The organism is Prauserella marina, assembly GCF_002240355.1.
Lineage (GTDB): Bacteria > Actinomycetota > Actinomycetes > Mycobacteriales > Pseudonocardiaceae > Prauserella_A > Prauserella_A marina.
On record NZ_CP016353.1, the window covers coordinates 355,108 to 378,256 of the forward strand.

The following is a 23,149-nucleotide window of genomic DNA, read 5'->3' on the forward strand; positions in this document are numbered from 1 at the left end:
GCCTGGAGGAGAGCGGGGAGACTACCGGCCGGGGTGGACCGCGCCGGTCTCGTAGGCCAGGACCACCGCCTGTACGCGATCGCGGCAGTCCAGTTTCATCAGCACGTTGCCGACATGCGTCTTTACCGTCGACGCGCTCAGCACCAGCCCGTCCGCGATCTCGTTGTTCGACAGGCCCTTCGCGACCAGCAGGAAGATCTCACGTTCGCGGTCGGTGAGGTTCCGCAGCGGGTCGGGACCCGGGGGTGGTGTGGCCGACACCTTCGCGAACTCGGCGATCAGCCTTCTCGTGACAGTCGGCGCGACCAGTCCGTCGCCGCTCGCGATGACGCGGACCGCCGTTACCAGGTCGTCCGGTTCGGTATCTTTCAAGAGGAATCCGCTCGCGCCCGCGCGCAGGGCCGCGAAGACGTAGTCGTCCAGGTCGAATGTCGTGATCACCAGCACCGGCAACGGATCCGGCACGTGCGCACCCGCCAGTCGCCGTGTCGCGGAGATGCCGTCCGAGCCCGGCATCCGCACGTCCATCAGTACCACGTCCGGTACGCGCGCGCGGGCCACGGTCACCGCGTCATCGCCGTTCGCGGCCTCACCCACCACCTCGATGTCGCCCTCCGACTCCAGGATGGTGCGGAAACCCGCCCGCACCACCGCTTGGTCGTCGGCGACCACCACGCGGATCACGCACGCTCCTCGCGGGCCGCGGGCAGCCGCGCGGAGATCCGCCACCCACCCCCGGTGGCCGGGCCCGCGGACAGCTCACCGCCGCAGTGGCGGAGGCGCTCGCGCATGCCGACGATGCCGTATCCGCCGCTGTCACCGTTCCCCGGCGCGGCAGGGGGTCCGTTGTGGACGGTCAGATGCACCTCTGCGGCGCGGTGCTCGACGGTCACCACCACCTCCGCGCCGGGCGCGTGCTCGCGTGCGTTGGTGAGCGCTTCCTGCACCAAGCGGTACGCGGCGACGTCCGCGGCGGGGGACAGGCAGGCCCGGGTGCCGGTGGTGTGCAGGGCGACCGCCATCCCGGTGTCGCGCGCCTTGGCCACGAGCGTGTCCACTCCGGACAGCGTGGGCTGCGGCGGTGCCACGTCGCTGTCGGGACAGTCGGGAGAGCCAGGGAGTTCCTGGGGCTCGCGCATGATCCCCACCAGCTCCCGCATGGCGGTCAGCGTACGGCGGCCCTGCGCGCGGATCGAGCTCAGGGCGTGCCGCGCCTGTTCCGGGTCCCGGTCGACCAGGCGGTCCGCGGCGCCCGCCTGCACCACGATCGCGGACAGGTCATGCGCCGCGACATCGTGCAGCTCCCGCGCGATGCGGGTCCGCTCCTCGGCGGCAGCCGCCGCAGCCCGCAGCTCACGCTCGCCCTCCAGCCGCGTCACCCGCGCCGCCAGCTCGGCGGCATAGGCGCGGGTCGTGCGGACGTAAAGGCCGATGAGACCCGGGATGGCGAGACTCGCGAGCGAGGCGAGTGTGAGGTCGAGCGGCGAGCCGTCCTGGTTTCCCCAGAACGTCGCCACGAGGTGGGTTCGCCCGCCGAGCGCGGTCGCAACGACCCCGCCGGCCGCGTGCGCGGCCGCGGCCACGGCCAGCACCACCACCGCGGTCCTGCGCGGGAACAGCGTGGCAACCGTGTACGCGCAGACGAGCACACTCACCCCGGTGAAGGTGTACGCGGCTGGCAGCCCGGTCGCGCCCACCACGACGAGCACCGCCAGCGCGAGCGCCGCCCGAGGTGTCCTGCGGCGCAGCGCGATCGCCGCGAAGTCCAGTGTGGACGCGGCGGTGGCCCCGGCGACCACCCAGGCCGGCGAGGGCAGGTGACCGTCGCCCAACCACAGCGCGAGGGGAATGCGCGTGAGGCCGAGCATCGCCAGCACGACCGCGGCGACGGTGTCACGGCCGACGGGCGTGCGCCCGCCGAGCCGCGCCGCGAACCACCGCCACCAAGTCATGCCGCCCCTGCCTCCCGGTGGATCGGGATGCGCCGCCAGTACGTGACCGTGCGCCACAGCCACTCCAACGGACCATAGCTGAACCGCCGCAGCCACAATGGGCTCCAGACTGCCTGCACCACGAGGATCGCGGTGCCGAGCAGGGCCGCGGTGCCCCAGTCGTCCGAGCCGCGCAAGCCCAGCACCGCGCCGAAAACCACGAACAGCGCGGTCGCGGAGAGGTAGTTCGTCAGCGCCATCCTGCCCATCGGCGCGAATACCGCCTGCAACACCGGGCCCGCGGGGCCGCGCAGCAGCACCAGGAACGCCGCCGCGTACGCCCCGGCCATCGACATCGAGAAGACGAGCCCGAGCCACCGCCCGGCCAGCTCACCGCCAGTCTCGGCGACCACCAGCAGGTAGGAAGTGATCGCGACTACCGCGAAGACCGCCACCGCGGCCGCCAACGCCGTGGTGAGCCGTTCGAGCGCCTCGACGAGACCGGCCTGCGCGAGCGCGAAGCCCAGAACGAACAGCCCGGGCAGGATGCCGAAGCCGCCGACCCCGGCGAGGACCCCCGCGACCGTCAGCACCGCGCCGACCCACAGGTTCACGCGGGCGGGTGCGTAGCTCAGCGGCAGCAACACGAGCAGCCCGGTGATCGCGAACGGCAGCAGCACCTCGCCCGGTTGCAGCAGGTGGTGCAGCACACCCAGCACGCTGAGCGCCGCGAGCCTGCGTGCCATCGGCACCCGCGGACGGTCCGTGCGGCGCGTCGCCGAACGCAGGAAGAGCCCGAAGCCGAGCCCGAACAACAGGTAGAAGATGGGGTAGAAGCGACCGAGGACGAACAGCCGCACCCCGTCCGGGGCACGGCCGAGGTCGTTCATCATCTCCATCGTCTGCGGGATGTTGATGAAGATGATTCCGCACAGGGCGAAGCCGCGGAGAGCGTCCAGGGCCGAGATGCGCCGGGTAGTCGGAGCCGCGCCCGTCGCGGTCGTCGATGCCGTCATACCGGCATCGTCGTCGCCGGAGGCGCCCACCACCTCCCCCTGAGTGCCCGGATCGGACCGGTACCAGGGGAGGAGGTGCCCGGCCGGCCGCCGAGGCCGTGAGTGGCACAGACGCTCTGTTGAACCAGCCCTACAGTCACTTTGCCTTCGTGCCCTCCCCGCTTCCTGGGGAGGTGGCCTTGTCGTCGGCGACTTGATGCCCGCGTAGACCACCTCTGCCGAACCCTCAGTTGCTGGTGCATCCGTCAAGATGCACGGAGTATTTGTGCATCTGGTGAGATGCTTTGCGTCGGGCTCCGGGTATCGCGCTGCGCTTCGGCCCCGTCATGCCTCCAGCGCTTGGCAGGTGGGGGTTCGCTGACCCGCGTAGTCGGCGACACGGCCTTCGAAAAGCACCGCCCCACCGTGCCTTCCCGGGCCGGGGCCCAGGTCGACCAGCCAATCGGCCTGCCTGACGACCTCCAGGTTGTGCTCGATGACCACCACCGTGTCGCCCTGCTCCACGAGGCGATCCAAGACGTGCAGCAGCGTGTCGATGTCGGTCATGTGCAGTCCGGTCGTCGGCTCGTCGAGCACGTACGTGGTCGCCTGCCGCTTCCGCCCGAGTTCCCTGGCGATCTTGACGCGCTGGCATTCGCCTCCCGACAACGTGCTCAGCGATTGCCCCAGCCGCAAATATCCAAGACCGACCTCGGCGAGCTTGCGCAGCGCTCCGGCGATTTCCCTGTCGGGGAGCCGTTCGATGGCGCTGTCGATGGTCAGATCGTCGACGTCGGCAATGGACAATCCGCTGACGGTGTATGCGAGGACTTCTCGCGTGAATCGCTTGCCGTCACAGGTGTCGCAGACGGTTTCCTGACCGTCCATGAACGCGAGATCGGTGTGGATGACGCCGAGCCCCTTGCAATCGGGGCACGCTCCTGCCGAGTTGGCGCTGAAGAGACTCGCCGCGACGTTGTTGTGCCTGGCGAACAGCTTGCGGATCGCCGGTGCGATGCCGGTGTAGGTGATGGGAGTCGAGCGGCGGTTCGTGCTGACCGGTTTCTGGTCGATGACGGTCGCGTCGTGCTGGGCGACCAACTCGTTGGCAAGGCTGGACTTTCCGGAACCGGCGACACCGGTCAGCACGGTCAGCACTCCCTTCGGCAACCGCACGGTGACGTTCCTCAGGTTGTTGCGGTTGGCATTGGCGACGGTGAGGTGCCCGTTCGCGCCGCGCGGAGTCTGCTTGGTCCGCGGTCGCCTCGCCAGTGCGTTCCCTGTCGGCGTACCGGATCCGGCCAGCTCGCTGAACGGCCCCTGAAAAACGAGCTGCCCGCCGGCCGACCCCGCCGATGGCCCGATCTCGACGATCTGGTCCGCGTGCGCCATGACGGCTGGATCGTGCTCGACGACGAGGACGTGGTTGCCACTGTCGCGCAGCCGCTCCAGCAACGTGATCATCGAATCGACATCGGTGGGGTGCAGCCCGACGGTCGGTTCGTCCACGACATAGGTCATTTCGGTGAGGCTGGAGCCGAGGTGCTTCACCGTCTTGATCCGCTGCGACTCCCCGCCGGACAGCGTGGGCGTCGACCGCGCGAGGCTGAGGTAGCCGAGCCCGATCGTGATCATCGCCTCCAGCCGGGCGGTGAGCGCCGCGACGACGGGGGCGACGCGGGCGTCGGTGATCCCACCGACGACGTCGAGCAGTTCGGTGATCTCCATGCGTGTCAGCTCGCCGATGGTGTGGCCGAGCACCGTCGCCATTCGCGCCGCCTTGTTGAGCCGGTCGCCCTCGCATTCCTCGCAGGTCGCCGCTCTGGTGAAGCGACGGATGGTGTCCTGTTTGCGCTCGGAAAGGTTGTCGGAGGTGTGCAGGTAGATTCGCTCGAAGCGCTCCGCGACGCCTTCGTAGCCCTTCGGCGGCTTGTTGCCCAGCTTGGCCGCGACCTCACCTCCGTACAGCAGGGCCTCGCGCTCGGCGGCGCTCCACTCCCGCAGCGGGGTGTCGACGTCGAAGGTGCCGATGTCGGCGTACTGCGCGTACCAGTAGCCACCGTTGCCGAAGCCGGGAAGCAGGATCGCGCCTTCCGCGAGCGATTTGTCGACGTCGAGGAAGCGGTCGACCGCGCTCACCACCACCTCGCCGAGCCCCGAGCAGCTCGGGCACATCCCCGCCGGTTCGTTGAACGAGAAGTGGGTCGACTCCCCGACGAACGGTTCGCCGATCCGGGAGAACAGCAGCCGCAGGTAGGTGAAGGCATCGGTGACCGTGCCGACGGTCGACCGGGAGTTGCCGCCGATCCTGCGCTGGTCGATGACGACGACCGGAGTCAGCCCCGCGATGTGCTCGACGTCAGGGCGGGCCCACTTCGGCAGCCGGTTCCTCGCGAACGGCGGGAACGTCTCGTTGAGCTGGTAGCCCGCCTCGGCGGCGATCGTGTCGAACACGAGCGACGACTTGCCCGAACCGGAGACGCCGACGAAGACGATCAACTGATTGCGAGGGATGTCGATGTCGACACCGGCGAGGTTGTTCGTGCGCGCTCCGCGCAGGGCGATGGCTGGGTTCGTCATATCCGCAGGCTATGGCGAGATGTGGCCGGATATTGGCCGCGATTGGTGCGAGGATGAGGCGATGGCCGACGTCACCGAACGCATGCTGGCGCTGCTGTCGACCTTGCAGACCGGCCGGTCGTTCAGCGGAGACGAACTGACGAGGCGGTTGAGCGTCAGCCCGCGAACGCTCCGCCGCGACATCGACCGGCTGCGTGGCTACGGCTATCCCGTCGAGACCCAGCCGGGGCCTGGCGGCTTCTACCGGCTCGCCGCGGGGAGGACGATGCCGCCGCTCGTGCTCGACGACGACGAGGCCGTCGCCACCCTGCTCGCGCTCGCGTCGCTCGCCGCGGTCGGAGCGGCGGAGGACGGTGGCATCGACGATGCCGCGACCCGGGCGTACGGCAAGCTGGACCAGTTCCTTCCTGCCCGGCTGCGCCCGCGCGTTTCCTCGATCCGCGCCAGCCTCGAAGCGAGTCCGCAACCAGCGCCCAGCGTGACGGCGAAACAGCTCGGCGTTGTCGCCGAGGCCATCGCCAGGAGAGACACCGTGACGTTCGGCTACACGAACGCGGCAGGTGAGTCGACGGCGCGGAGGGTCGAACCGTATCGGCAGGTGCATCACCTGCTGCGGTGGTACCTGTTCGGCTGGGACGTCGATCGCGACGATTGGCGGGTGTTCCGGCTCGACCGGCTCACCGGGCTCGCCCGCACCGGCGCCACCTTCACCGCGCGCCCGCTTCCTGCCGATTCGGCGACGGAATACCTGCGGCAGGGGCTCAACAGGGGCAAGCAGCGCGTCGTGCTCGTCGTGGAAGCCCCGGTCGCCGAGGTAGCCGATGCGGTGAAGTTCCAGGACGCCGAGATCCAGGCCGTCGACGAGGAGCGCACGAGAGTCGTCGTCGCCGTGGATACGTGGCAGTGGCTCGTCCTGCACCTCGCTTTCCTCGACGCGGACTTCCGGATCGAGTCGGGAGCTGTCTTCGCGAGCGCGTGCCGATACTTCGCCGACCGATTACTCGCCGCCACGGAGGATCGCGAACAGTGACCGCGAGCCGGTCCACAGTGGATCTTCATGACGGTTCAGGGCGTGCGGCAGGGAGGTGAGTCTGCGTAGCCTCGACGGCATGTGCCGAAACATCACCATCCTTCGCGGACTGGAGCCCTCCGCCACGTCGGAGGAGATCGAGGCCGCCGCGCGGCAGTACGTGCGCAAGATCAGCGGTGTCCAGAGCGTTTCAGACGCCACGCGTGAGCCGTTCGAGACGGCGGTCGCCGAGATCACGGCCATCTCGACGAGGCTGCTCGGCGAGTTGCCCGCGCGGCGCCAGCCGCCGACGACCGTGCCGCCGCTGCGCAGGCCCGAGGTCCAAGCCAGGATCGCGGCCAAACAACAGCGGTAGGACCCTCAGCCCTGCCTGGCCGCGCCCGCGCCCTCCGTGGGAAGTACCGGGTGCGCGACCCGGATGCCCGCCTGGTCGAGGCTGCCTTTGAGATGCGCGCGCAACGCCCTGCCCAGCGCCCACTGCTCGCCGGGCTGGGTTGTCACCATGATGCGCACGGTGACCGCTCCGTTGCCGATGCCGACGACGCCCGCGATGCTCGGCTGTTCGAGTATCTTCGCGGCGTTGCGCTGTTCCTGGGCGAATTCGTCGATGCTGCGCTGGATGATGTCCTGAGCGTGATCGACGTCGACCGAGTAGTCGAGTGGAAGCTCGATGACGGCGTTGGCCCAGTCCTGGTTCATGTTGCAGACCCGCATGATCTCGCCGTTGCGAACGTGCCAGAGCCCGCCGTCGAGATCGCGGATCTTCGTGATGCGCAGGGTGACCGCCTCCACGGTGCCGACCGCGTCGCCGACGTCGACGACATCGCCGACCCCGTACTGGTCCTCCATCATCATGAACATTCCGGCAAGGAAGTCCTGCACGAGGCTTTGCGCTCCGAAGCCGATGGCGAGGCCGACGACGCCCGCGCTCGCGATGATCGGGCCGATGTTGATTCCGACCTGGCTGAGCACGGTGACGAACGCGATGCCGAGAATGAGAAAGGTCGAGATGCTCTTGAGTACCGAGGCGATGGTTTCCGCGCGCTGCCGCTGACGTTCGGTGCGGCTGACCGCGTCGGGGCCGGCCTGCTTGACGATCCTGCTGGCTACTTTGGACTTGGTCAGCCGTTCCCTCGACTTGACCATGCGCCTGGCGAGTTGGTCGATGACCCTGCCGACGACGGCACGGAGCACGAGTGCCACCACGATGATGATGGCGATGTTGAGCGTGCCGGAGATCAGTCCGCTCGAATTTTCACTGAACCAGTCGCCGACGGGGTTCGCCATGATCATCGACACTGCTGGCCCTCCTTCCACACCGGATTACGGTCTCTCGCGAGGGTGCCTCAAGCGAGAACGCGAATCACCGCGCCGGGGCTACGGGTGGCAAGACTCACGGGCGCATGCCGCGCAGCGAGCGCGTCATGAGGTCGAACCATTCGTCCCTCACCCGTTGTTTGTCGGCTTCGGCCGCACCGGCCAGCGCCAGCCCCGCTCCGCCGAGCATCCAGAAGAAGAACTGGGTCGTGGTTTCCCGCGCCTTGCGTTCGAGGTGTCCCGCTTCCATGAGCAGTTCGATGAACCGCTCCACGACGCCGTAGGCGTAGTGCTCCTCGATTTCCTTCCACCGCTGGTGGCCGAGCGCGGTCGGAGCTTCCTGCCAGCAGAGCTTGCTGTAGACGGGTTCGCATGCCCTGTCGAGGAACGCGCCGAGCGCCTGTAGCGCGGCTTCGAGGGGGTTGCTCGCCGTCGCGGCTTTCTCCACCGCCGCCATGGCCGCCCTTTCCTGTTCGATGAGCACCGCTTCGAACAGCGCGAGTTTGCCCGTGAAGTGGTGGTACACCGCGCCTCTCGTCACCTGCGTCGCCACGGCGACGTCCTCAAGTGAGGTTCCGTTGTAGCCGCGCTCGGCGAACAGCGTGGTCGCTTCGTCGAGCAGCGCGGCCCTTGTCGCTTCCGAGTACATCTCGCGGCGGCTCTTGACAGGAGGCATACGCTGAGCCTAACCACATACACCGTGTATGTGACCAACAAGGTGCAGGTGAATCTGACGGGCCGCACCGACGGGCCCGGCGACCCGAGGGAGCCCGAAATGACGAGCGCGAGGAGCACGAGTACACCGCCCGCCCAGGAGTCACCGCTGTTCAACCCCTTCGAGGACGGTTTCGTCGAGAATCCCTACCCGCAGTACGCCGTGCTGAGAGAGACGGCGCCCGTCTACGAGCATCCGCTCGGTTTCTGGGTGGTGGCCAGATATGAGGACGTCTCCGCGCTGCTGCGGTCGGGGGCGTCCGTCGAGGTTCGCAATCTCGCCCCGGCGACGGGGCCGCTGGCCGCGCTACAGCAGCAGGTGTTCGGGGAGCGCTCTCCTCGCATGGACGGTCTGTCCATGTTGGACAGAGATCCGCCCGATCACACCCGGCTGCGCAGGCTGGTCTCCAAGGCGTTCACGCCGAGATCGGTGGAGGCGCTGCGGCCACGGGTCACCGAACTCGTCGACACGATGCTCGACAAGGCCGCCGAGCAGCGCGGAGCCGTCGACTTCGTGTCCTCGTTCGCTTTCCCGCTTCCGTTCGCGGTGATCGCCGAGATGCTCGGCACCCCGCCGACCGACCACGAGCGAGTGCGAGAGCTGAGCGGGCTCATCGTGCGCTCGCTCGAACCGGTACTCGATCCCGAGTTGATGCGCGCCATCGACGCGGCGGACGAGGAACTGCGAGGCATCGTGGGCGAGATGATCGCGTGGAAGCGCAAGAATCCAGCCGACGATCTGCTCACCGCGTTGATCCAGGCCGAAGAGGGCGGCGACGTGCTCGACGACGAGGAACTGGTCGCCCAAGCGCTGCTGCTCTACATCGCGGGCCACGAAACCACGGTCAACCTGCTGGCAGGCGGAATGCTCGCGTTGCTGCGAGAGCCAGGTCAGTGGTCGCTGCTCAAGAACAAGCCCGAACTGGTGCCAGGCGCGGTCGAGGAACTGTTGCGTTACGACAGCCCCGTCCAGCAGAGCAGAAGGATCACGACGGAGCCGGTCGTCGTCGGCGGGACCGAGATCCCGGCGGGAGTCTTCGTGTTGACGTTGCTGGCTTCGGCCAACCGCGACGAGCGTTACTGGGGAGAAGACGCGGAAGAGTTGAGGGTGGAAAGGGAAGGGGCACGCCACCACGTTTCCTTCGGTGCCGGCGTGCACCACTGTCTCGGCGCCTCGCTCGCGAGGCTTGAGGCAGGGATCGCGTTCGAACGACTCGCGGTTCGCTTCCCTGGCCTCGCGCTCGCTGGAGAGGTGACCTGGAACGGAAGGATCAACCTGCGTGGTCCGGCCGAGTTGCCGGTTGCGCTCGCAGGCGGCTGACGGCGGTTCGTACTTCGGAAAGCCGGGTCGGCCACGACTCCGTGATGGCTTTCCACGCCGCTCGCAACGAGACCTGTTCGGCGAGCACCAGTAGCGGACCTTCGCCCCAGCGGGAAGCGACCACCGTGCCGACCCTGTCTTCTTCGGCAGGGCTCGGCGCGCCGCCGGGGAGGAAGTCGATGGTCAGCGAGGCTTCGGTGCCCGTCACGTCGTCGGTGATGCCGTTCATCGCAGCCTGGTAACCCCTGAGGTTGTTGCGGCTGGTGGGATCGGCGGGGAATGCGCAGTCGGGGAAGGCGGCGTTGTAGGCCTCCACGGACGCGAAACGGTGCGGGTTCACGGGCCCGAATCCTACCTTAACGTTAGGGAAAGGTACTCGACACGACAGCTTCGGCCGACGTCGGACGATGTCCACTGTGGACGACAAGTGCGGAGCGGTATTCGCTGAGCACGCACAGCCACCGAGCCTGTACCGTTTATGGCACCGGCAAGGCGGAAGCGAGGTTGTCGCGGTGGTCGAGCACATGCAGATCGGCGAGGTTGCCGCCCGCACAGGTCTGTCATTGCGCACCATCCGCTACTACGAAGAGGTCGGGGTCGTCACACCGAGCGCGCGAAGCCAGGGCGGTTTCCGGCTCTACACCGAGCCGGATCTGGCTCGGCTCAATCTGGTCAGGAGAATGAAGCCGCTCGGTTTCCTCCTCGACGAGGTACGGGAACTGCTCGACCTGCTCTATCCGGAGCCGTCCGAAGGCGCGTGCCCTACCGCGGTTCGCGAGGACCAGCGGGAACGACTCAGGGAGTTCAGCGTCGTCGCCGAGGAACGCTGCGCCGAACTACGAGACACCCTGCGCACCGCCGAAGCGTTCGCGGCGACGTTGAGGGAACGGCTCGGCGAGCCGCCGCCGCGCACCGCGCGGGCGGGGTGAGGTACCTCGGCGCACTTCGCGGGAGAGTAAAGTCCACTCTCTATGGGTAAATTCAGGGGTGGATGGACGGCGTGGTAGAGGTAGTGCGGGAAGCGACGAGGCGACGCTCGTTCGCTGTGATCAGCCATCCCGACGCGGGAAAGTCCACCCTCACCGAGGCGCTGGCGCTGCACGCGAAGGTCATCTCGGAGGCGGGCGCGGTCCACGGCAAGTCGGGAAGGCAGGGCGTCGTCTCCGACTGGATGGAGATGGAACGCGCTCGCGGCATCTCCATCACCTCGGCCGCGCTCCAGTTCTCCTATCGCGACACTGTGATCAACCTGCTGGACACCCCTGGCCACGCGGACTTCTCCGAGGACACCTACCGCGTGCTGTCCGCCGTGGACTCGGCGGTGATGCTGCTCGACGCCGCGAAAGGTCTCGAACCGCAGACACTCAAGCTGTTCGACGTCTGTCGGCACAGGGGCATCCCCGTCATCACCTTCATCAACAAGTGGGACCGGCCCGGTCGCGAAGCGCTCGAACTGTGCGACGAGATCGTGGAACGCATCGGACTACAGCCAATGCCGTTGACCTGGCCGGTGGGTTCGGCTGGGCATTTTCGCGGTGTCGCCGACCTTTCCGACGGCTCGTTCGTGCGTTACCACCGGACTGTCGGCGGTGCGACGGCCGCGACGGAGGAACGGCTGGACGCGGAGACCGCTCAGGCCGCCGAGGGCGCAGAGTGGGCGCAGGCCGTCGAGGAATCCGAACTGCTCGCGGCTTCCGGCGGCGAATTCGTGCCAGAGCGCTTCTTCGAGGCGACGGCGACCCCCGTGCTCTTCGGTGCGGCCGTACTGAACTTCGGGGTCCGGCACCTGCTCGACCTCCTCGTCGACCTCGCCCCCGCCCCGGCGCCGAGGGCGGACGCCGACGGCGACATCCGCCCGCTGGACGCCGAGTTCTCCGCGTTCGTGTTCAAGGTGCAGACCGGCATGGACCCCGCGCACCGCGACCAGGTCGCGTTCGCGAGGGTGTGCTCAGGCATGTTCGAGCGAGGCATGGTCGTCACCAACGCGACCACCAAAAAGCCGTTCGCGACCAAGTACGTCCAGCAGGTTTTCGGGCAAAAGCGCTCGACGGTCGACATCGCCTACCCCGGCGACGTCATCGGCCTCGTCAACGCGTCGGCGTTGCGCGTGGGGGACACCCTGTACTCGGGCAAACCCGCCGTGCGTTTTCCAGGTCTTCCCAGCTTCGCGCCCGCGTTCTTCGCCGTCGCGCGGCCCGCGGATCTCAGCAGGGCCAAGCAGTTCCGCAAGGGAGTCGAGCAGCTTTCCTCGGAAGGGGTCGTGCAGTTGCTCCGTTCCGACCTGCGCGGTGACGCCGCCCCGGTGTTCGCGGCGGTCGGTCCCATGCAGTTCGAGGTGGCGGCGCACCGGCTTGAACACGAGTTCTCCTCGCCGGTGCGACTCGACCGGCTTTCCTACAGCGCGGTGCGCAGACTGGGCGATTCCCGGCAGCGCAATCTCGTCGACTCCGGTCGGCGCAGCGAGGTGCTGACGCGCTCGGACGGAACTGAGCTGGCGCTGTTCGAGGATGAGATGTCCATGCGCATCCTGTTGCGCCAGCACCCCGAACTCGAACTGGAGCCGTTGGTCGCGACGGGCCAGTGACGCCTGCCTACTCCCTGCCTCGCACGATGGTGGGCGCGTACTCGTCGTCGTCGGCAAGCTCGGCCGCGACCGCCTCGTCAGCGGGATCCGTGCGGTCCACACTGTCCACTGTGGCGGGTTCGGCCTCATGGCGCGTCGTGGTGCTCTGCATGACGTCCTCCCAATTTCCTTCCCACCGGGTCTATCGCGAGCAGACCCGGGGAGTTACCGCCATGAGCGGTCGATGACCGTCCTGTCACGTGACGTGGTCACCGCAGTGGGGTTCCCGAGGTCAGGCCGACCGGATTGTGCTCGGGCAGCACGCCGCTCGATCGCACCGCTTCCGCGATCGGTGCCAGCAGCTCGGCCAGCCGCTCGGTGTCCGTGCCGCCGAGTGCCTGCCACGGTGACAGGGCCGCGTCGTCGGTGCGGCGCTCGATCTCGTCGTGTGCGGCCCTTCCCGCTTCGGTGAGCCGGTCGGCGACGTTCAGCCACCCGCGAGCGCGCAGCTCGGCGGTGCCGTGCGCCCATTCCTCCTCACTCCAGCGCCGGACCGTCCGCTGGGTTTCGGAGTCGGCCTCGCCGACGTGAGCTTTCAGCAACATCGCTTCGACAGGGCCGACATCGGCGGCGACGAGCGCGGCGACATGACCGTCGCCGCGATGTTCGCGCAGCGTGGTCAACGCCTGCCACAGCGCGAGAATCGGCTGGTCGGGCCGGTCGAGTGCCTGGTTGGCCGCGGCGAGCACCCTGCCTCGCGAATCGGCTGACTCGGCCGCGCGCCAGGCGAGGTCCGCGGCCTCGGCGATACCGTCGCTGTCGGCGGCTTCCCCGAGGATGCGCCGCAGCGCGGCCCCCGCACCCGTGAGCCGCGCGTCCAGCGCGTCCTGAGGGCTCGTCCGGTTCCAGGCATCAGGCAACGCCCTCGCGACGCGGTCGTCGTGGAAGACGTAGAAGCAGCTCGTCACGACGGCGGGCGGTACCTGGCCGAGCGGCGCGGCCCGCATCGCGAAGTAACCCATGTAAAAGCCTTGCATGCCAATGGTATCGGCGGCGGCGCGTGCTTCCGGTGAGAAATACGTGACGTCGTGTACCGGTTCGTAAAACTCCCACAGCGCTCGTGCCGTACGCCTGTGCATCGCATCCTCCTCGGTGCCGCGCCAAGCTTAGCGATCTTTGCCCGAGCCGGGCCAGAACTTGATTCGGCTCCGAGCGATGAGTTTCCCGGTGACGGCCGGTCTGACTCCACAGCATCGGTTGAACCACAAGGAGAAGTGCCATGGGAAAGCTGTACTCGTTCATCGCGGTCAGCGCGGACGGCTACCACGAGGCGCCGGGAGGGGACATCGGCTGGCATCACGTCGACGAGGCGTTCGACCGGTTCTCGGTCGAACAGCTCGATGCCACCGGTGCGCTTGCCTTCGGCAGGGTGACCTATGAGCTGATGGCCTCCTTCTGGCCGACGGAACTCGCGGCAAAGGAGGATCCCGAGGTCGCGGGACGCATGAACGCGAAGCCGAGACTCGTCGTGTCGACGACCCTGCCGAAGGCGGAGTGGGAGGGCACGCGCATCGTTCGCGACGACCTTCCCGGTGCTTTCGCGGCGCTGCGGCGCGAGTTGGCCGACGGGGACAGTAAGGACATCGGCATCTTCGGCAGCTCGGTGCTGACCGCTCACCTGCTTGCCGAGGGGGTGCTCGACGAGTTACGGCTCATGGTCATGCCGGTGGTGCTCGGGGCTGGAACGCCGGTGCTTGCCGGGCTGCCTTCTCCCGCGCGCCTCGATCTCGTGGCGACAAGGTCGTTCGAGTCGGGCAACGTGTTGCACACCTACCGGCCCCAGCGGTCCTGAATGGGCATCTCGATGTCCTGAGTGCGGATCTCGGCGTCCTGGGCGGGGGACTCGCGGGTGATGCGAGACTGCTGGCGGGAGGCTCGATGCGACCGACAGTGCAGTGGTTGTTGAACCGCGGCGAGCTGGGCCTGCGTTCGCTGGTCGACGCCGACCTGGCTCGCCCCATCAGGTGGGTTCACGCCAGCGAGCTCGCAGACCCGACACCGTTTCTCTCCGGTGGCGAACTACTGCTCACCACGGGCCTCGACCCGTTGGAGTGGGCCGACTACGTCCCGCGGCTCACGGAGAGGGGAATCGCGGCGCTCGGGTTCGGCGTCGGCTTCGGGCACTCCGAGGTACCCGCCGCGCTGGTGGCCGCTGCGCGTGCGCACGAGCTGCCGCTCATCGAGGTCCCCAAACCGACCCCGTTCATCGCTATCGGCGAAGCCGTCGCCGAGGCGATCGCGAGAGCGCAGGAAGACGCGCTGGCCACCGCGTTGACGACGCAACGGGAATTGATCACGGCCGCGCTGTCCTCCGGCGGCCCCAGTGCTGTCGTCGGCGAGCTGGCGAAGGCACTCGAAGGCTGGGTGCTGCTGCTCGACGAGTCGGGGACGACCCTGCACAGCGCGCCGCACGGCGCGAGGAAGCACGCCGCGAGCGTGCGGACCGACCTCGGCAAGCTCGCGCCGGGATCGCCGCTGCACGCGGCTTCGCTCGCGATCAGGGACGACCAGGTCGCCGTCCTTCCCATCGGAACGAAGGGCGGCGTCGCCGGCTACCTCGCGGCAGGGCGACCGAGCCCGCTTCGCGCGGCGGAGCATTCCGTGCTGGCCAGCGCCGTCGGGCTGCTCGCGCTCGACCTGGCCGGTCAGCAGCAGTCGAGGGAGGCGAGCAGGAACGCCAATCTCGCGGTGCTGAGGCTCGTCGTCGCCGGGCACGCCGACCTCGCCGAGGCCGCGGCCGACACGCTTGGCGTCCCGCTGCCGGAGGGGACGGTGAGGGTCGCGATGCTCAGTTGCGAACCCGGCGACCTGCCCGTCTTGCTCAGGGAAGCCGAACGACACCACGGTCTCGACCAGTGCGGTGCGCTCGTCGCGCGCTACGACCGGCACAGCGTCGTCGTGCTGCTCCCCGTCGCCGAAGGCGACCTCCAGGCGGTGGAGGAGGTCCTGCACAAGGTCGCCGGATCGAGGGGCGTCGCGAGCGAGGGAGCTTTGCTACCGGATGTGCCCGACGCGTTCCGCAGGACGAGGTCGGTCTTCTTCGGGACGACCCGAGGTACCGAACGACTCGTGCTCGCGAGGGACATCGCGACGGCCGGACTGCTCGCGCAACTCGATCATCCCGGCGCCCGTGGCTGGGCCGACGCGATGTTCGAACCGCTCGAACGGCACGCGACCAGGTCCAAACTGGATCTGATCTCCACGCTGAGGGTCTTCCTCGGCAACAACGGGCACGTCGACGCGTCGGCGACGGCGCTGGGCATCCACCGGCACACTCTTCGGTACCGGTTGCGGCGCATCACCGAACTGCTCGACGCCGACCTCGACGATCCGACGGCGAGGGCCGAGTTGTGGCTCGCGCTGCGGATGCGGGAAGCGAGCTGACCCGGTGAGCACCGTCATCGAAAGGGTCGACGGCAAAGGAGGAAGGCCGTCAGCGACCTACCGGCAGGCAGGTGAGCAGTACGTGCTCGTGGAGTACGGCGAGCATGAACTTGATCTGCGGTTGAACTTCTTCGTGGTGGGAGCGCTCGGCGCGCTCACCGACGACCCGCCGCCGGGGTTCGCCGAGGCCGCGGCGGGGTTGCGCTCGATACTCGTGCGGTTCGATCAAGGGCAGGCCAACCGGGCCGAGGTGGTCGCGCATCTCGTCGCGCTGCACGAGCGGCAGCCGGAGATCTCGGAACTGACCGTGCCGAGCAGGCGCGTCGTGTTGCCCATCGCCTTCGACGATTCGGCGACGAGAAAGGCCGTGCACAGGTATGTGACGACGATCAGGGGCGACGCGCCCTACACCGGGGAGGACGGCAACATCGGCTACCTCGTCGAGCAGAACGGCCTCAGCGGCCCGGAAGCGCTCTACGAGGCCATTCTCGGCACCGAGTGGTGGGCCGCTTTCAACGGCTTCTCTCCTGGACTGCCGTTCCTGTTCTCGCTCAGCGGGCCCGCCCTTTCGGCGCCGAAGTACAACCCGACGAGGGCGTGGACTCCTTCCGGCGCGGTGGGCATCGGCGGTCCGTGCGTCGCGATCTATCCCGTCGATTCGCCAGGTAGTTTCCAGCTCTTCGGCCGCACCCTTCCCGTCTACGACCCGCTCGGCAGCAACGAGGTCTTCGTCAGGGATCCGTTTCTGCTCAGGGCGGGTGACCGCGTGGTGTTCACCAGGGTCGACGAGGAGGAACTGCTCGCCGCACGCAGATCGGTGTTCGACGGCAGCTACGGCTACCGGGTGGAGGACGCGCCGCTGACCATCGCCGACTACCTGGGGTCGCGATGACGGAGTCGGCGCTGGAGATACTCGACGCGGGTACCCAGGTGAGCGTGCAGGAGTACCCGGGCAGGGTGGGATTGCAGTCGATGGGGGTCTTTCCTTCGGGGCCCTTCGACAGTCTTGCCTTCCGGATCGCCAACGTGCTGGTCGGCAACGAACCAGGCTGCGCGGCGCTGGAGATTCCCGCGGGCCGCTTCACGGCGAGGGCACACTTCACCGGCCTCATCGCCATGTGCGGCGCCGAAGGCGCCTCGCCGACGCTGGGCGGCGCGCCGCTGCCGCTGTGGGAGAGCGTCGAGGTGCGCCCGGGCGACATCGTGTCGGCCGGAAGTACGAAGGGCAGGGGATTCCGGCTCTACCTCGCGGTTTCCGGCGGCGGGTTCGACGTGCCCACGGTGCTCGGCTCGCGCGCACTGCACACCGGCGGTGCCATCGGAGGGCTGGAAGGCAGGGAGCTCATCCGAGGCGACGTGCTGGCCACCTCGGCGGAACCGGGACCGCGACTGCGCCTCCCGCAGGTGTTGCGGCCCGCGTACCACCGGCATTGGGAGCTGGAGGTACTGCGTGGTCCACACGCCGACCCGGAATTCCTCACCGCGCGGGATTGGCGGGATTTCACGTCACTCACCTGGCGGGTGAACCTGACCTCGAACCGGCTCGCGGTACCGCTCAACCGCCACCGGTTCGCGTGGGCGAGAAGTGACGGCGGGGTAGCGGGCGACCATCCGTCCAATGTGCTCGACGGCAGCTTCCCGTTCGGCGGGGTGATCGTCAACGGCGACGTGCCGACCATCCTCGGCCCCGACGGAGCGACGTCAGGCGGATTCACCGTCGTCGCCACGCTCGCCCGCGCGAGTCTGTGGAAGGCAGGCCAACTGCGGCCGGGCACCGACACGGTGCGGTTCAGGGAAATCGACATCGACGAGGCCGGTGCGCTCGCCCGCCTTGTCGAGTATCCGCTGGACCCGAGGCACCTCGAACGCCTTTAACGCCCGGAAAGCACCTCGCGCATGGGGGCGATGCGCACACCCTCGGCTGCGAACCGCTCCCTGATCGCCGTGGCGATCTCGACCGCGTTGGGCCGGTCGCCGTGCACACAGATGGTGTCGGCATCGACGTCGAGCCAGGTTCCCGAGGTCGAGGCGACCCTGCCCTCGACGATGCCGAACGCCTTGTCGGCGCACGCCCTGGGATCCTTTGGCAGCGGGTCGGGTTCGATGATGATGTTGCCTTCCTCGTCGTATTCGAGGTCGGCGAACGCTTCCCTCGCGACGCGCGACCCCCGCGCGGCGACCCGGTCGGCGGTCGGACCGGCGAGCAGCACCGTGATCAGTTCGGGGGACACCGAGGCGACCGCCTCGGCGACCGCGTCGGCGACGGCGGGATCGCGCATGGTCAGGCCATAGAACGCGCCATGCGGTTTGACGTGCGTGATCTCGGCGCCGATCGCGTCGGCGAAGCCGCGCAACGCGCCGTACTGGTACAGGCACGCGTCGGCGGCCTCGCTCGGGGAGAGCGCGAGCGCCCTGCGCCCGAAACCGGCGAGGTCGGGAAGGCCGGGGTGGGCGCCGAGCGCGGTACCGGCCTCGGCGGCAAGCCGCGTCGACGTGCGCATCGTCGCCGGGTCGCCCGCGTGCCAGCCACAGGCGACGTTGACGGAGCTGACCAGCGGCAACAGTGCCTCGTCATTGCCGAGCCGCCAGCGCCCGAAGCTCTCTCCCGCGTCGGCGTTCAGATCGATCACCGTCTTCATCTCTTCACCCTGCGGTGTCAGAGCGGGCGCGGCAATTCATCGGTTTGGACAATGGCGGGCAGGGTCGCTGTCCAAACCGGCCAATAGGCGCGGGGCGCGGCCGAGGTGAAGGTGTTCCAAACCCGCAACATCGAGGAGGGTGGCTCGAGGAGGCGCCCGCCGCCGATCTTGGTGACACGCTCCGCGCCGCGATCACGTCGGCCGCGGTCCGGCTCGCGGAATACGTCGGCTATCGCAACGCGGGCACCGTCGAGTTCCTGCTCGCTCCGGACGGCGAGTTCTACTTCATGGAGATGAACACCAGGATCCAGGTCGAACACCCGGTCACCGAGGTCGTCACGGGCGTCGACCTGCTCGCCGAGCAGTTGCGCATCGCGGGTGGTGAACGGCTTTCCTTCGCACAGAGCGACATCGCGCTGGAGGGCGCGGCCGTCGAGTTGCGGATCAACGCCGAGGATCCCGGCAACAACTTCATGCCGACCCCCGGCGAACTCGCGCGCTTCGACCTTCCCGGCGGTCCCGGGGTCAGGGTGGACAGTGGGTTCGTCGCGGGCGACCGCATCAGCCCCTTCTACGATTCGATGCTGGCGAAGTTGATCTGCTGGGGCGCCGACCGGCGGCAGGCGCTCGCCAGGGCGAGGCAAGCGCTTGCCGAGCTGCGGATCGAGGGCGTCAGCAGTACGGCGAGTCTGCACGGCGAACTGCTCGGCGACCGGGAACTCATCGGCGGCCCTGTACACACGCGATGGCTGGAAGAACGGCTCGGCTAGATCGGAGCATTGACCGTCCCCTGGGAAAGGTCGAAGCTCGGTGCATGCCGGGTGATCTTTCGTTCGAGCCGCTGACCCCCGTCTCGTTTCTCGATCGGGCCGCATCGGCTCACGGTGACCGGGTCGCCGTCGTCGACGGCGACCTGCGCTGGACCTACGCCGAGCTGCGTGAGCGCTGCCGGAGACTCGCCGGTGGCCTCGCGCCGCTCGCGGATGGCAAGCCAGTCGCGGTACTCGCGCCCAACACCCACGTGCTGCTCGAAGCGAACTTCGGCGTCCCGTGGGCAGGAGTGCCGCTGGTGGCGATCAACACCAGGCTCGCGGCGGCCGAGATCGCCTACATTCTCGACCATTCCGAGGCCGGGGTACTGATTTACGACCCGGTTTTCGAAGAGGTGGCCGGTGCCGCGCTCGCCCTGTCGAGCACTCGGCCGAAGACGGTGTGCGTCGGCGAGCAGTACGAGAAACTGCTCACCTCCGCCTCCCCGCTCGCGCTCGCCCCCGACGACGAGCGCGCGCTGCTTTCGATTAACTACACATCAGGCACGACCGGCAAGCCGAAAGGCGTGATGTACCACCATCGCGGTGCTTTTTTGCAGGCGCTGGCCATGGTTGGACACACGGGACTCACCCCTTCTTCGGTTCACCTGTGGACGTTGCCGATGTTCCACTGCAACGGCTGGTGCTTTCCGTGGGCGGTGACGGCAGCCGCCGCGACGCACGTGTGCCTGCCGAAGGTCGAGCCGTCCGAAGTGTGGCGGCTGCTCGGCGACGAGGGTGTCACCCACCTCAACGGTGCTCCCACGGTGCTGTCGATGCTGGCTTACGCGAAGGAAGCCGAGCCGCTGACGCGCACGGTGCGGGTGGCGACGGGCGGCGCGCCGCCGAGCCCGGCGATCCTGCGGCGGATGGGGGAGCTTGGGTTCGACGTGACCCATCTCTACGGTCTCACCGAGACTTTCGGGCCCGCGATGATCTGCGATTGGCGGCCGGAGTGGGACGGCCTTTGCCCTGGGGAGCAAGCCAGACTCAAGGCGAGGCAGGGAGTCGGCAACATGATCGCCTGCATGGCGAGGGTGATCGGGTTCGACGGTGAGGACGTGCCTGCCGACGGTGTCTCGATTGGCGAGATCGCCTTGCGCGGCAACAATGTCATGCTCGGCTACTTCAAGGACGAGGAGGCGACGAGGCTCGCCGCGCCGGACGGCTGGTTCCGGACGGGCGATCTCGGCGTGCTCCACCCCGACGGCTACGTCGAACTCAAGGACCGCAGCAAGGACGTGATCATCTCGGGAGGGGAGAACATCGCCTCAGTCGAGGTGGAGCAGGCGATAGCCGATCATCCCGCGGTGCTGGAGGCCGCCGTCGTCGCCGTTCCCCATGAGCACTGGGGCGAGGTACCCGCCGCGTTCGTGACGCTCCACGAAGGGGCCGTCGCCACCGAGGCGGAGATCATCGAGCACGTTCGCGGCAGGCTCGCGCGCTTCAAGGCGCCGCACTCGGTCGAGTTCACCGAGCTGCCGAAGACGTCGACGGGCAAGGTCCGGAAGTACGTGTTGCGGGAACAGGCGAGGGAATCAAGCGCCCGATAGCGCGGCTCGTCCTCTCAAAAAACCGCTGCAAATCGGAATGATATTCCCGGAGGCCGAGTGAGGTACTTCCCGGTTCGAGGTCGGCGCGTTTCAGGTGGTCGCTTCCCGTTCCACCCATCCGAATAGTCGCCTGACGAATCGGAATAGGGCTCGCACTCGCGTTCGTGGCTGACGACAGGGCCGGGCAGACAGCCCTCAAGAGCGAGACACGGCAACCACGCTGAACCGTCACCGGTTGACCGGAGCGCCCTGTCGCAGCGAATCGAGGTACTCGGCCAGCGCCTCGTAGGATTCGTCGACCTGGGTGCGTAGTGTCGCCGTTTCCCCTCCCGCGAACTGGAGCGCGACCTTGCCGCCGCCGGTGAAGAACTTCTTCTTGTCGCCACCGAGGATCGTCGTCGTGGCAAGCCACTGGACGCCCTGCTGCTGAAAGAGCGCCGGTGCGCCGAGTTCGAGCAGTTCGGTGATGCGCTTGCGCAGGGCCTGCCCGCCCTGGCCGACGAGCCCTGCCAGATTCTGCCCAGCCATCTTGCCCGTCTTGAGCGGAACCAACAGCAGGCCCGCCTCGGTCACGAACACGTCCCAGTTCTTCTTGAACGCGGTGATGACCGGCGCGACGGCAAGGAGTTCGGGGAAGTTCTGTGCCGAACCTTGCTGTTGCTGTGGCTGCTGGGGTTGTGCGTCCGGAACCCTCACGAAGTCCAGCGGCACCCCCATCGTCGTGAGGTGCTGGACGAATTGCGGGATCACCGCCGGGTTGGCCACGGCTGGCGTCACGAGTTGCCTGACGTCGATCACACCCGAGGGCCCCACGACGCGCCAGCCGCCGCCCCAGTCGAGTTCGTGCCTCGCCTTTCCCTGTGAGATGAGTGCGCAGACGATGACGTCACCGAGCAGTTCGGTAAGTCCCTCACCGATCGCCTGCCGCATCTGCTGCGGGTCGCCGCCGCCGTTCAGCAGCGGCTGCATGATGCGGGGTGCTTCGCCCCGGTGCACAGCTTGCAGGATCTCGCCGAGAGTCCCGCTCGGCGCCGCCCCCGACGCGTTGGCGGCCTTCGCGAGCAGCTGTGCGCCGTGCTCGGAATCCTTGGCACCGGCGAGCCGCACGATTTCCTCCCAGCTCGCCTTGGGGCCAAGTTCGCCGTTGATGTAGAGCAGCGTCTCGGCGGCAGGGACCACCTGCGCGGCATTGGTCAGGACCATCCACGCCGGGCGGGTGTCGGGCATGACGGGGACGTCGGGAAGCGCCTCGATCGCGGCGATCCTGCGCCGGATGGTCGGGTGCGAGTCGAGCAGCGAGCTCGGCTGGGAGTCGAGTACCTTCGGCTCGATTTCGGCGAGTGCCCGCTGCTGGTTGGGGTGGTCGAGGAACAAGCGGAATCCGAGCAGGATGTCCGGAGTGCGCCGCGCCGTGCTGGGCAGGCGAAGATAGCGCTCGGCGAATGCCTCCCACACGAGATCCATGGTGGCGATCTTGCGAAGGGCCGATGCGGCCGTCATCCGTCCGGCCGCGGCGACGGAATACGCGTCGGCCTGCAATTCCTGAGCGCGGTTGGCCGAGCGTGAAAGCACCGCGTACAACCACGAGTAGACGTTCAGAATCCATCGCGCGGGTCCACTGTCGAGCCGCGAGACGGTGCGCCCCAACGTTTCCGCGCCCCGGTAGCTCACCGCGAGCAGCCGGGTGTGCCCACCGCCGTAGTGCCCCAGTTCGTGGGCGAGTACCGAGCGCAACTCCGACACGTTCAAGCCGGCCAGCAAAGGAAGGCCGATCATCATGTACCGCGTTCCCGGCTTGAGACCGAGTGCTCTCGCGTCTTCGGAAACGGCGGCGTTGATCTCCGGAACGAGCACGATGTGATCGGGCGGCCGGGTTTGGGCCCGTGCGGCCAGTTCGTCCACGAGCCGCCACAGCCCCGGCTGCTCGTGCCGGGTCATGACGGCACCCTCCGGCGGCTTCATTTTCGTGCGCAGCGCCTGTACGAGTGCGAGCGAGAGCGCCAGCATCATGCCGAAGCTCAGAATCGCGATGTAGATCCCGGTCCGGTGGCCGGTGACGAAACCGAAAACGATGCCGGTGACGCCGAGCCCCACGACGAAGAACGGGAACAGGACGAGTAGTGCTATAGCGAGGAATGCGCGTATCGAGCCACGCACGCCGACCTCCCAAGGCCAGGTTCAGACAAACGGACACCCCTCGGCCGTAGGACGGCCAAGGGGTGGCGATGGTTCCTCAGCGTGCGTTGATTTTGG

At 68.0% G+C, this 23,149-nt stretch carries 22 protein-coding genes; 11 read left to right on the forward strand and 11 right to left on the reverse strand.

Translation table 11 applies throughout. The features are described 5' to 3' along the window. Positions 1 to 21 precede the first annotated feature (21 nt). The 4 genes from BAY61_RS01430 to BAY61_RS01445 form a co-directional block, all read right to left on the reverse strand. Positions 22 to 684: a response regulator gene (locus tag BAY61_RS01430; protein ID WP_091801512.1), complete on the reverse strand. Its 663-nt coding sequence runs from the start codon at positions 682 to 684 to the stop codon at positions 22 to 24. Beyond that, on the reverse strand, positions 681 to 2,015 hold the full coding sequence (locus tag BAY61_RS01435) for a sensor histidine kinase (RefSeq protein ID WP_170140120.1): 1,335 nt from the start codon (positions 2,013 to 2,015) through the stop codon (positions 681 to 683). The genes BAY61_RS01430 and BAY61_RS01435 overlap by 4 nt, the downstream gene beginning before the upstream one ends. Next, positions 1,949 to 2,947: a DUF418 domain-containing protein gene (locus BAY61_RS01440; protein WP_170140121.1), complete on the reverse strand. Its 999-nt coding sequence runs from the start codon at positions 2,945 to 2,947 to the stop codon at positions 1,949 to 1,951. The genes BAY61_RS01435 and BAY61_RS01440 overlap by 67 nt, the downstream gene beginning before the upstream one ends. A gap of 324 nt (positions 2,948 to 3,271) precedes the next feature. Continuing rightward, positions 3,272 to 5,506 carry an ATP-binding cassette domain-containing protein gene (locus BAY61_RS01445; protein ID WP_091801517.1) on the reverse strand — a complete coding sequence of 745 codons (2,235 nt, stop codon included), beginning with the start codon at positions 5,504 to 5,506 and terminating at the stop codon, positions 3,272 to 3,274. A 61-nt stretch (positions 5,507 to 5,567) separates the two neighbouring features. On the opposite strand from BAY61_RS01445, the gene BAY61_RS01450 reads away from it, so the two are divergent. Further along, positions 5,568 to 6,536 carry a helix-turn-helix transcriptional regulator gene (locus tag BAY61_RS01450; protein WP_091801520.1) on the forward strand — a complete coding sequence of 323 codons (969 nt, stop codon included), beginning with the start codon at positions 5,568 to 5,570 and terminating at the stop codon, positions 6,534 to 6,536. A gap of 79 nt (positions 6,537 to 6,615) precedes the next feature. After that, positions 6,616 to 6,891: a DUF2277 domain-containing protein gene (locus BAY61_RS01455; protein ID WP_091801523.1), complete on the forward strand. Its 276-nt coding sequence runs from the start codon at positions 6,616 to 6,618 to the stop codon at positions 6,889 to 6,891. Positions 6,892 to 6,896: 5 nt separating this feature from the next. Here BAY61_RS01455 and BAY61_RS01460 read toward each other — a convergent pair whose 3' ends face one another. Further along, a complete protein-coding gene (locus tag BAY61_RS01460) occupies positions 6,897 to 7,829 on the reverse strand; it encodes a mechanosensitive ion channel family protein (RefSeq protein ID WP_091802466.1) in 933 nt (310 codons plus the stop codon). Positions 7,830 to 7,929: 100 nt separating this feature from the next. Next, positions 7,930 to 8,529, reverse strand: coding sequence for a TetR/AcrR family transcriptional regulator (locus BAY61_RS01465; RefSeq protein WP_091801527.1), 600 nt, complete (start codon positions 8,527 to 8,529; stop codon positions 7,930 to 7,932). Between the two features lie 30 nt (positions 8,530 to 8,559). Between BAY61_RS01465 and BAY61_RS01470 the strand changes: the two genes are divergently transcribed. Beyond that, positions 8,560 to 9,888 carry a cytochrome P450 gene (locus BAY61_RS01470; RefSeq protein WP_245865674.1) on the forward strand — a complete coding sequence of 443 codons (1,329 nt, stop codon included), beginning with the start codon at positions 8,560 to 8,562 and terminating at the stop codon, positions 9,886 to 9,888. On the opposite strand, the gene BAY61_RS01475 is transcribed toward BAY61_RS01470, so the two are convergent. Next, on the reverse strand, positions 9,839 to 10,228 hold the full coding sequence (locus tag BAY61_RS01475) for a hypothetical protein (protein ID WP_091801530.1): 390 nt from the start codon (positions 10,226 to 10,228) through the stop codon (positions 9,839 to 9,841). The two genes, BAY61_RS01470 and BAY61_RS01475, sit on opposite strands and share 50 nt — an antisense overlap. A gap of 67 nt (positions 10,229 to 10,295) precedes the next feature. Between BAY61_RS01475 and BAY61_RS01480 the strand changes: the two genes are divergently transcribed. Beyond that, positions 10,296 to 10,817, forward strand: coding sequence for a MerR family transcriptional regulator (locus tag BAY61_RS01480; RefSeq protein WP_420848765.1), 522 nt, complete (start codon positions 10,296 to 10,298; stop codon positions 10,815 to 10,817). Positions 10,818 to 10,879: 62 nt separating this feature from the next. Further along, positions 10,880 to 12,472, forward strand: coding sequence for a peptide chain release factor 3 (locus BAY61_RS01485; protein ID WP_091801536.1), 1,593 nt, complete (start codon positions 10,880 to 10,882; stop codon positions 12,470 to 12,472). A 7-nt stretch (positions 12,473 to 12,479) separates the two neighbouring features. Here BAY61_RS01485 and BAY61_RS32720 read toward each other — a convergent pair whose 3' ends face one another. After that, complete coding sequence (locus BAY61_RS32720; RefSeq protein WP_170140122.1) at positions 12,480 to 12,623, reverse strand: hypothetical protein; 144 nt, start codon at positions 12,621 to 12,623, stop codon at positions 12,480 to 12,482. A 97-nt stretch (positions 12,624 to 12,720) separates the two neighbouring features. Beyond that, positions 12,721 to 13,590 carry an SCO6745 family protein gene (locus BAY61_RS01490; RefSeq protein ID WP_091801539.1) on the reverse strand — a complete coding sequence of 290 codons (870 nt, stop codon included), beginning with the start codon at positions 13,588 to 13,590 and terminating at the stop codon, positions 12,721 to 12,723. Between the two features lie 140 nt (positions 13,591 to 13,730). Between BAY61_RS01490 and BAY61_RS01495 the strand changes: the two genes are divergently transcribed. The 4 genes from BAY61_RS01495 (at position 13,731) to BAY61_RS01510 (ending at position 17,770) form a co-directional block, all read left to right on the forward strand. Continuing rightward, positions 13,731 to 14,303: a dihydrofolate reductase family protein gene (locus tag BAY61_RS01495; RefSeq protein ID WP_091801542.1), complete on the forward strand. Its 573-nt coding sequence runs from the start codon at positions 13,731 to 13,733 to the stop codon at positions 14,301 to 14,303. A gap of 86 nt (positions 14,304 to 14,389) precedes the next feature. Beyond that, positions 14,390 to 15,895, forward strand: a complete 1,506-nt coding sequence (locus BAY61_RS01500; RefSeq protein ID WP_091801544.1) for a PucR family transcriptional regulator — start codon at positions 14,390 to 14,392, stop codon at positions 15,893 to 15,895. Positions 15,896 to 15,899: 4 nt separating this feature from the next. Then, on the forward strand, positions 15,900 to 16,787 hold the full coding sequence (locus BAY61_RS01505; protein WP_091801547.1) for a 5-oxoprolinase subunit B family protein: 888 nt from the start codon (positions 15,900 to 15,902) through the stop codon (positions 16,785 to 16,787). Continuing rightward, positions 16,784 to 17,770: an acetyl-CoA carboxylase biotin carboxylase subunit family protein gene (locus tag BAY61_RS01510; RefSeq protein WP_091801550.1), complete on the forward strand. Its 987-nt coding sequence runs from the start codon at positions 16,784 to 16,786 to the stop codon at positions 17,768 to 17,770. Before BAY61_RS01505 ends, BAY61_RS01510 begins: the two co-directional genes overlap by 4 nt. Here the strand turns inward: BAY61_RS01510 and BAY61_RS01515 are convergent. Next, complete coding sequence (locus tag BAY61_RS01515; protein ID WP_091801552.1) at positions 17,767 to 18,534, reverse strand: LamB/YcsF family protein; 768 nt, start codon at positions 18,532 to 18,534, stop codon at positions 17,767 to 17,769. The genes BAY61_RS01510 and BAY61_RS01515 overlap by 4 nt on opposite strands. 14 nt (positions 18,535 to 18,548) lie before the next feature. On the opposite strand from BAY61_RS01515, the gene BAY61_RS01520 reads away from it, so the two are divergent. After that, entirely contained in the window at positions 18,549 to 19,304 is a 756-nt protein-coding gene (locus tag BAY61_RS01520) for an ATP-binding protein (protein ID WP_245865676.1), read from the forward strand. A 44-nt stretch (positions 19,305 to 19,348) separates the two neighbouring features. Then, positions 19,349 to 20,896 carry an AMP-binding protein gene (locus tag BAY61_RS01525; RefSeq protein WP_091801555.1) on the forward strand — a complete coding sequence of 516 codons (1,548 nt, stop codon included), beginning with the start codon at positions 19,349 to 19,351 and terminating at the stop codon, positions 20,894 to 20,896. A 228-nt stretch (positions 20,897 to 21,124) separates the two neighbouring features. Here the strand turns inward: BAY61_RS01525 and BAY61_RS01530 are convergent, their stop codons facing one another. After that, entirely contained in the window at positions 21,125 to 23,053 is a 1,929-nt protein-coding gene (locus tag BAY61_RS01530) for a M48 family metallopeptidase (RefSeq protein ID WP_143021359.1), read from the reverse strand. Between the last annotated feature and the right edge of the window lie 96 nt (positions 23,054 to 23,149).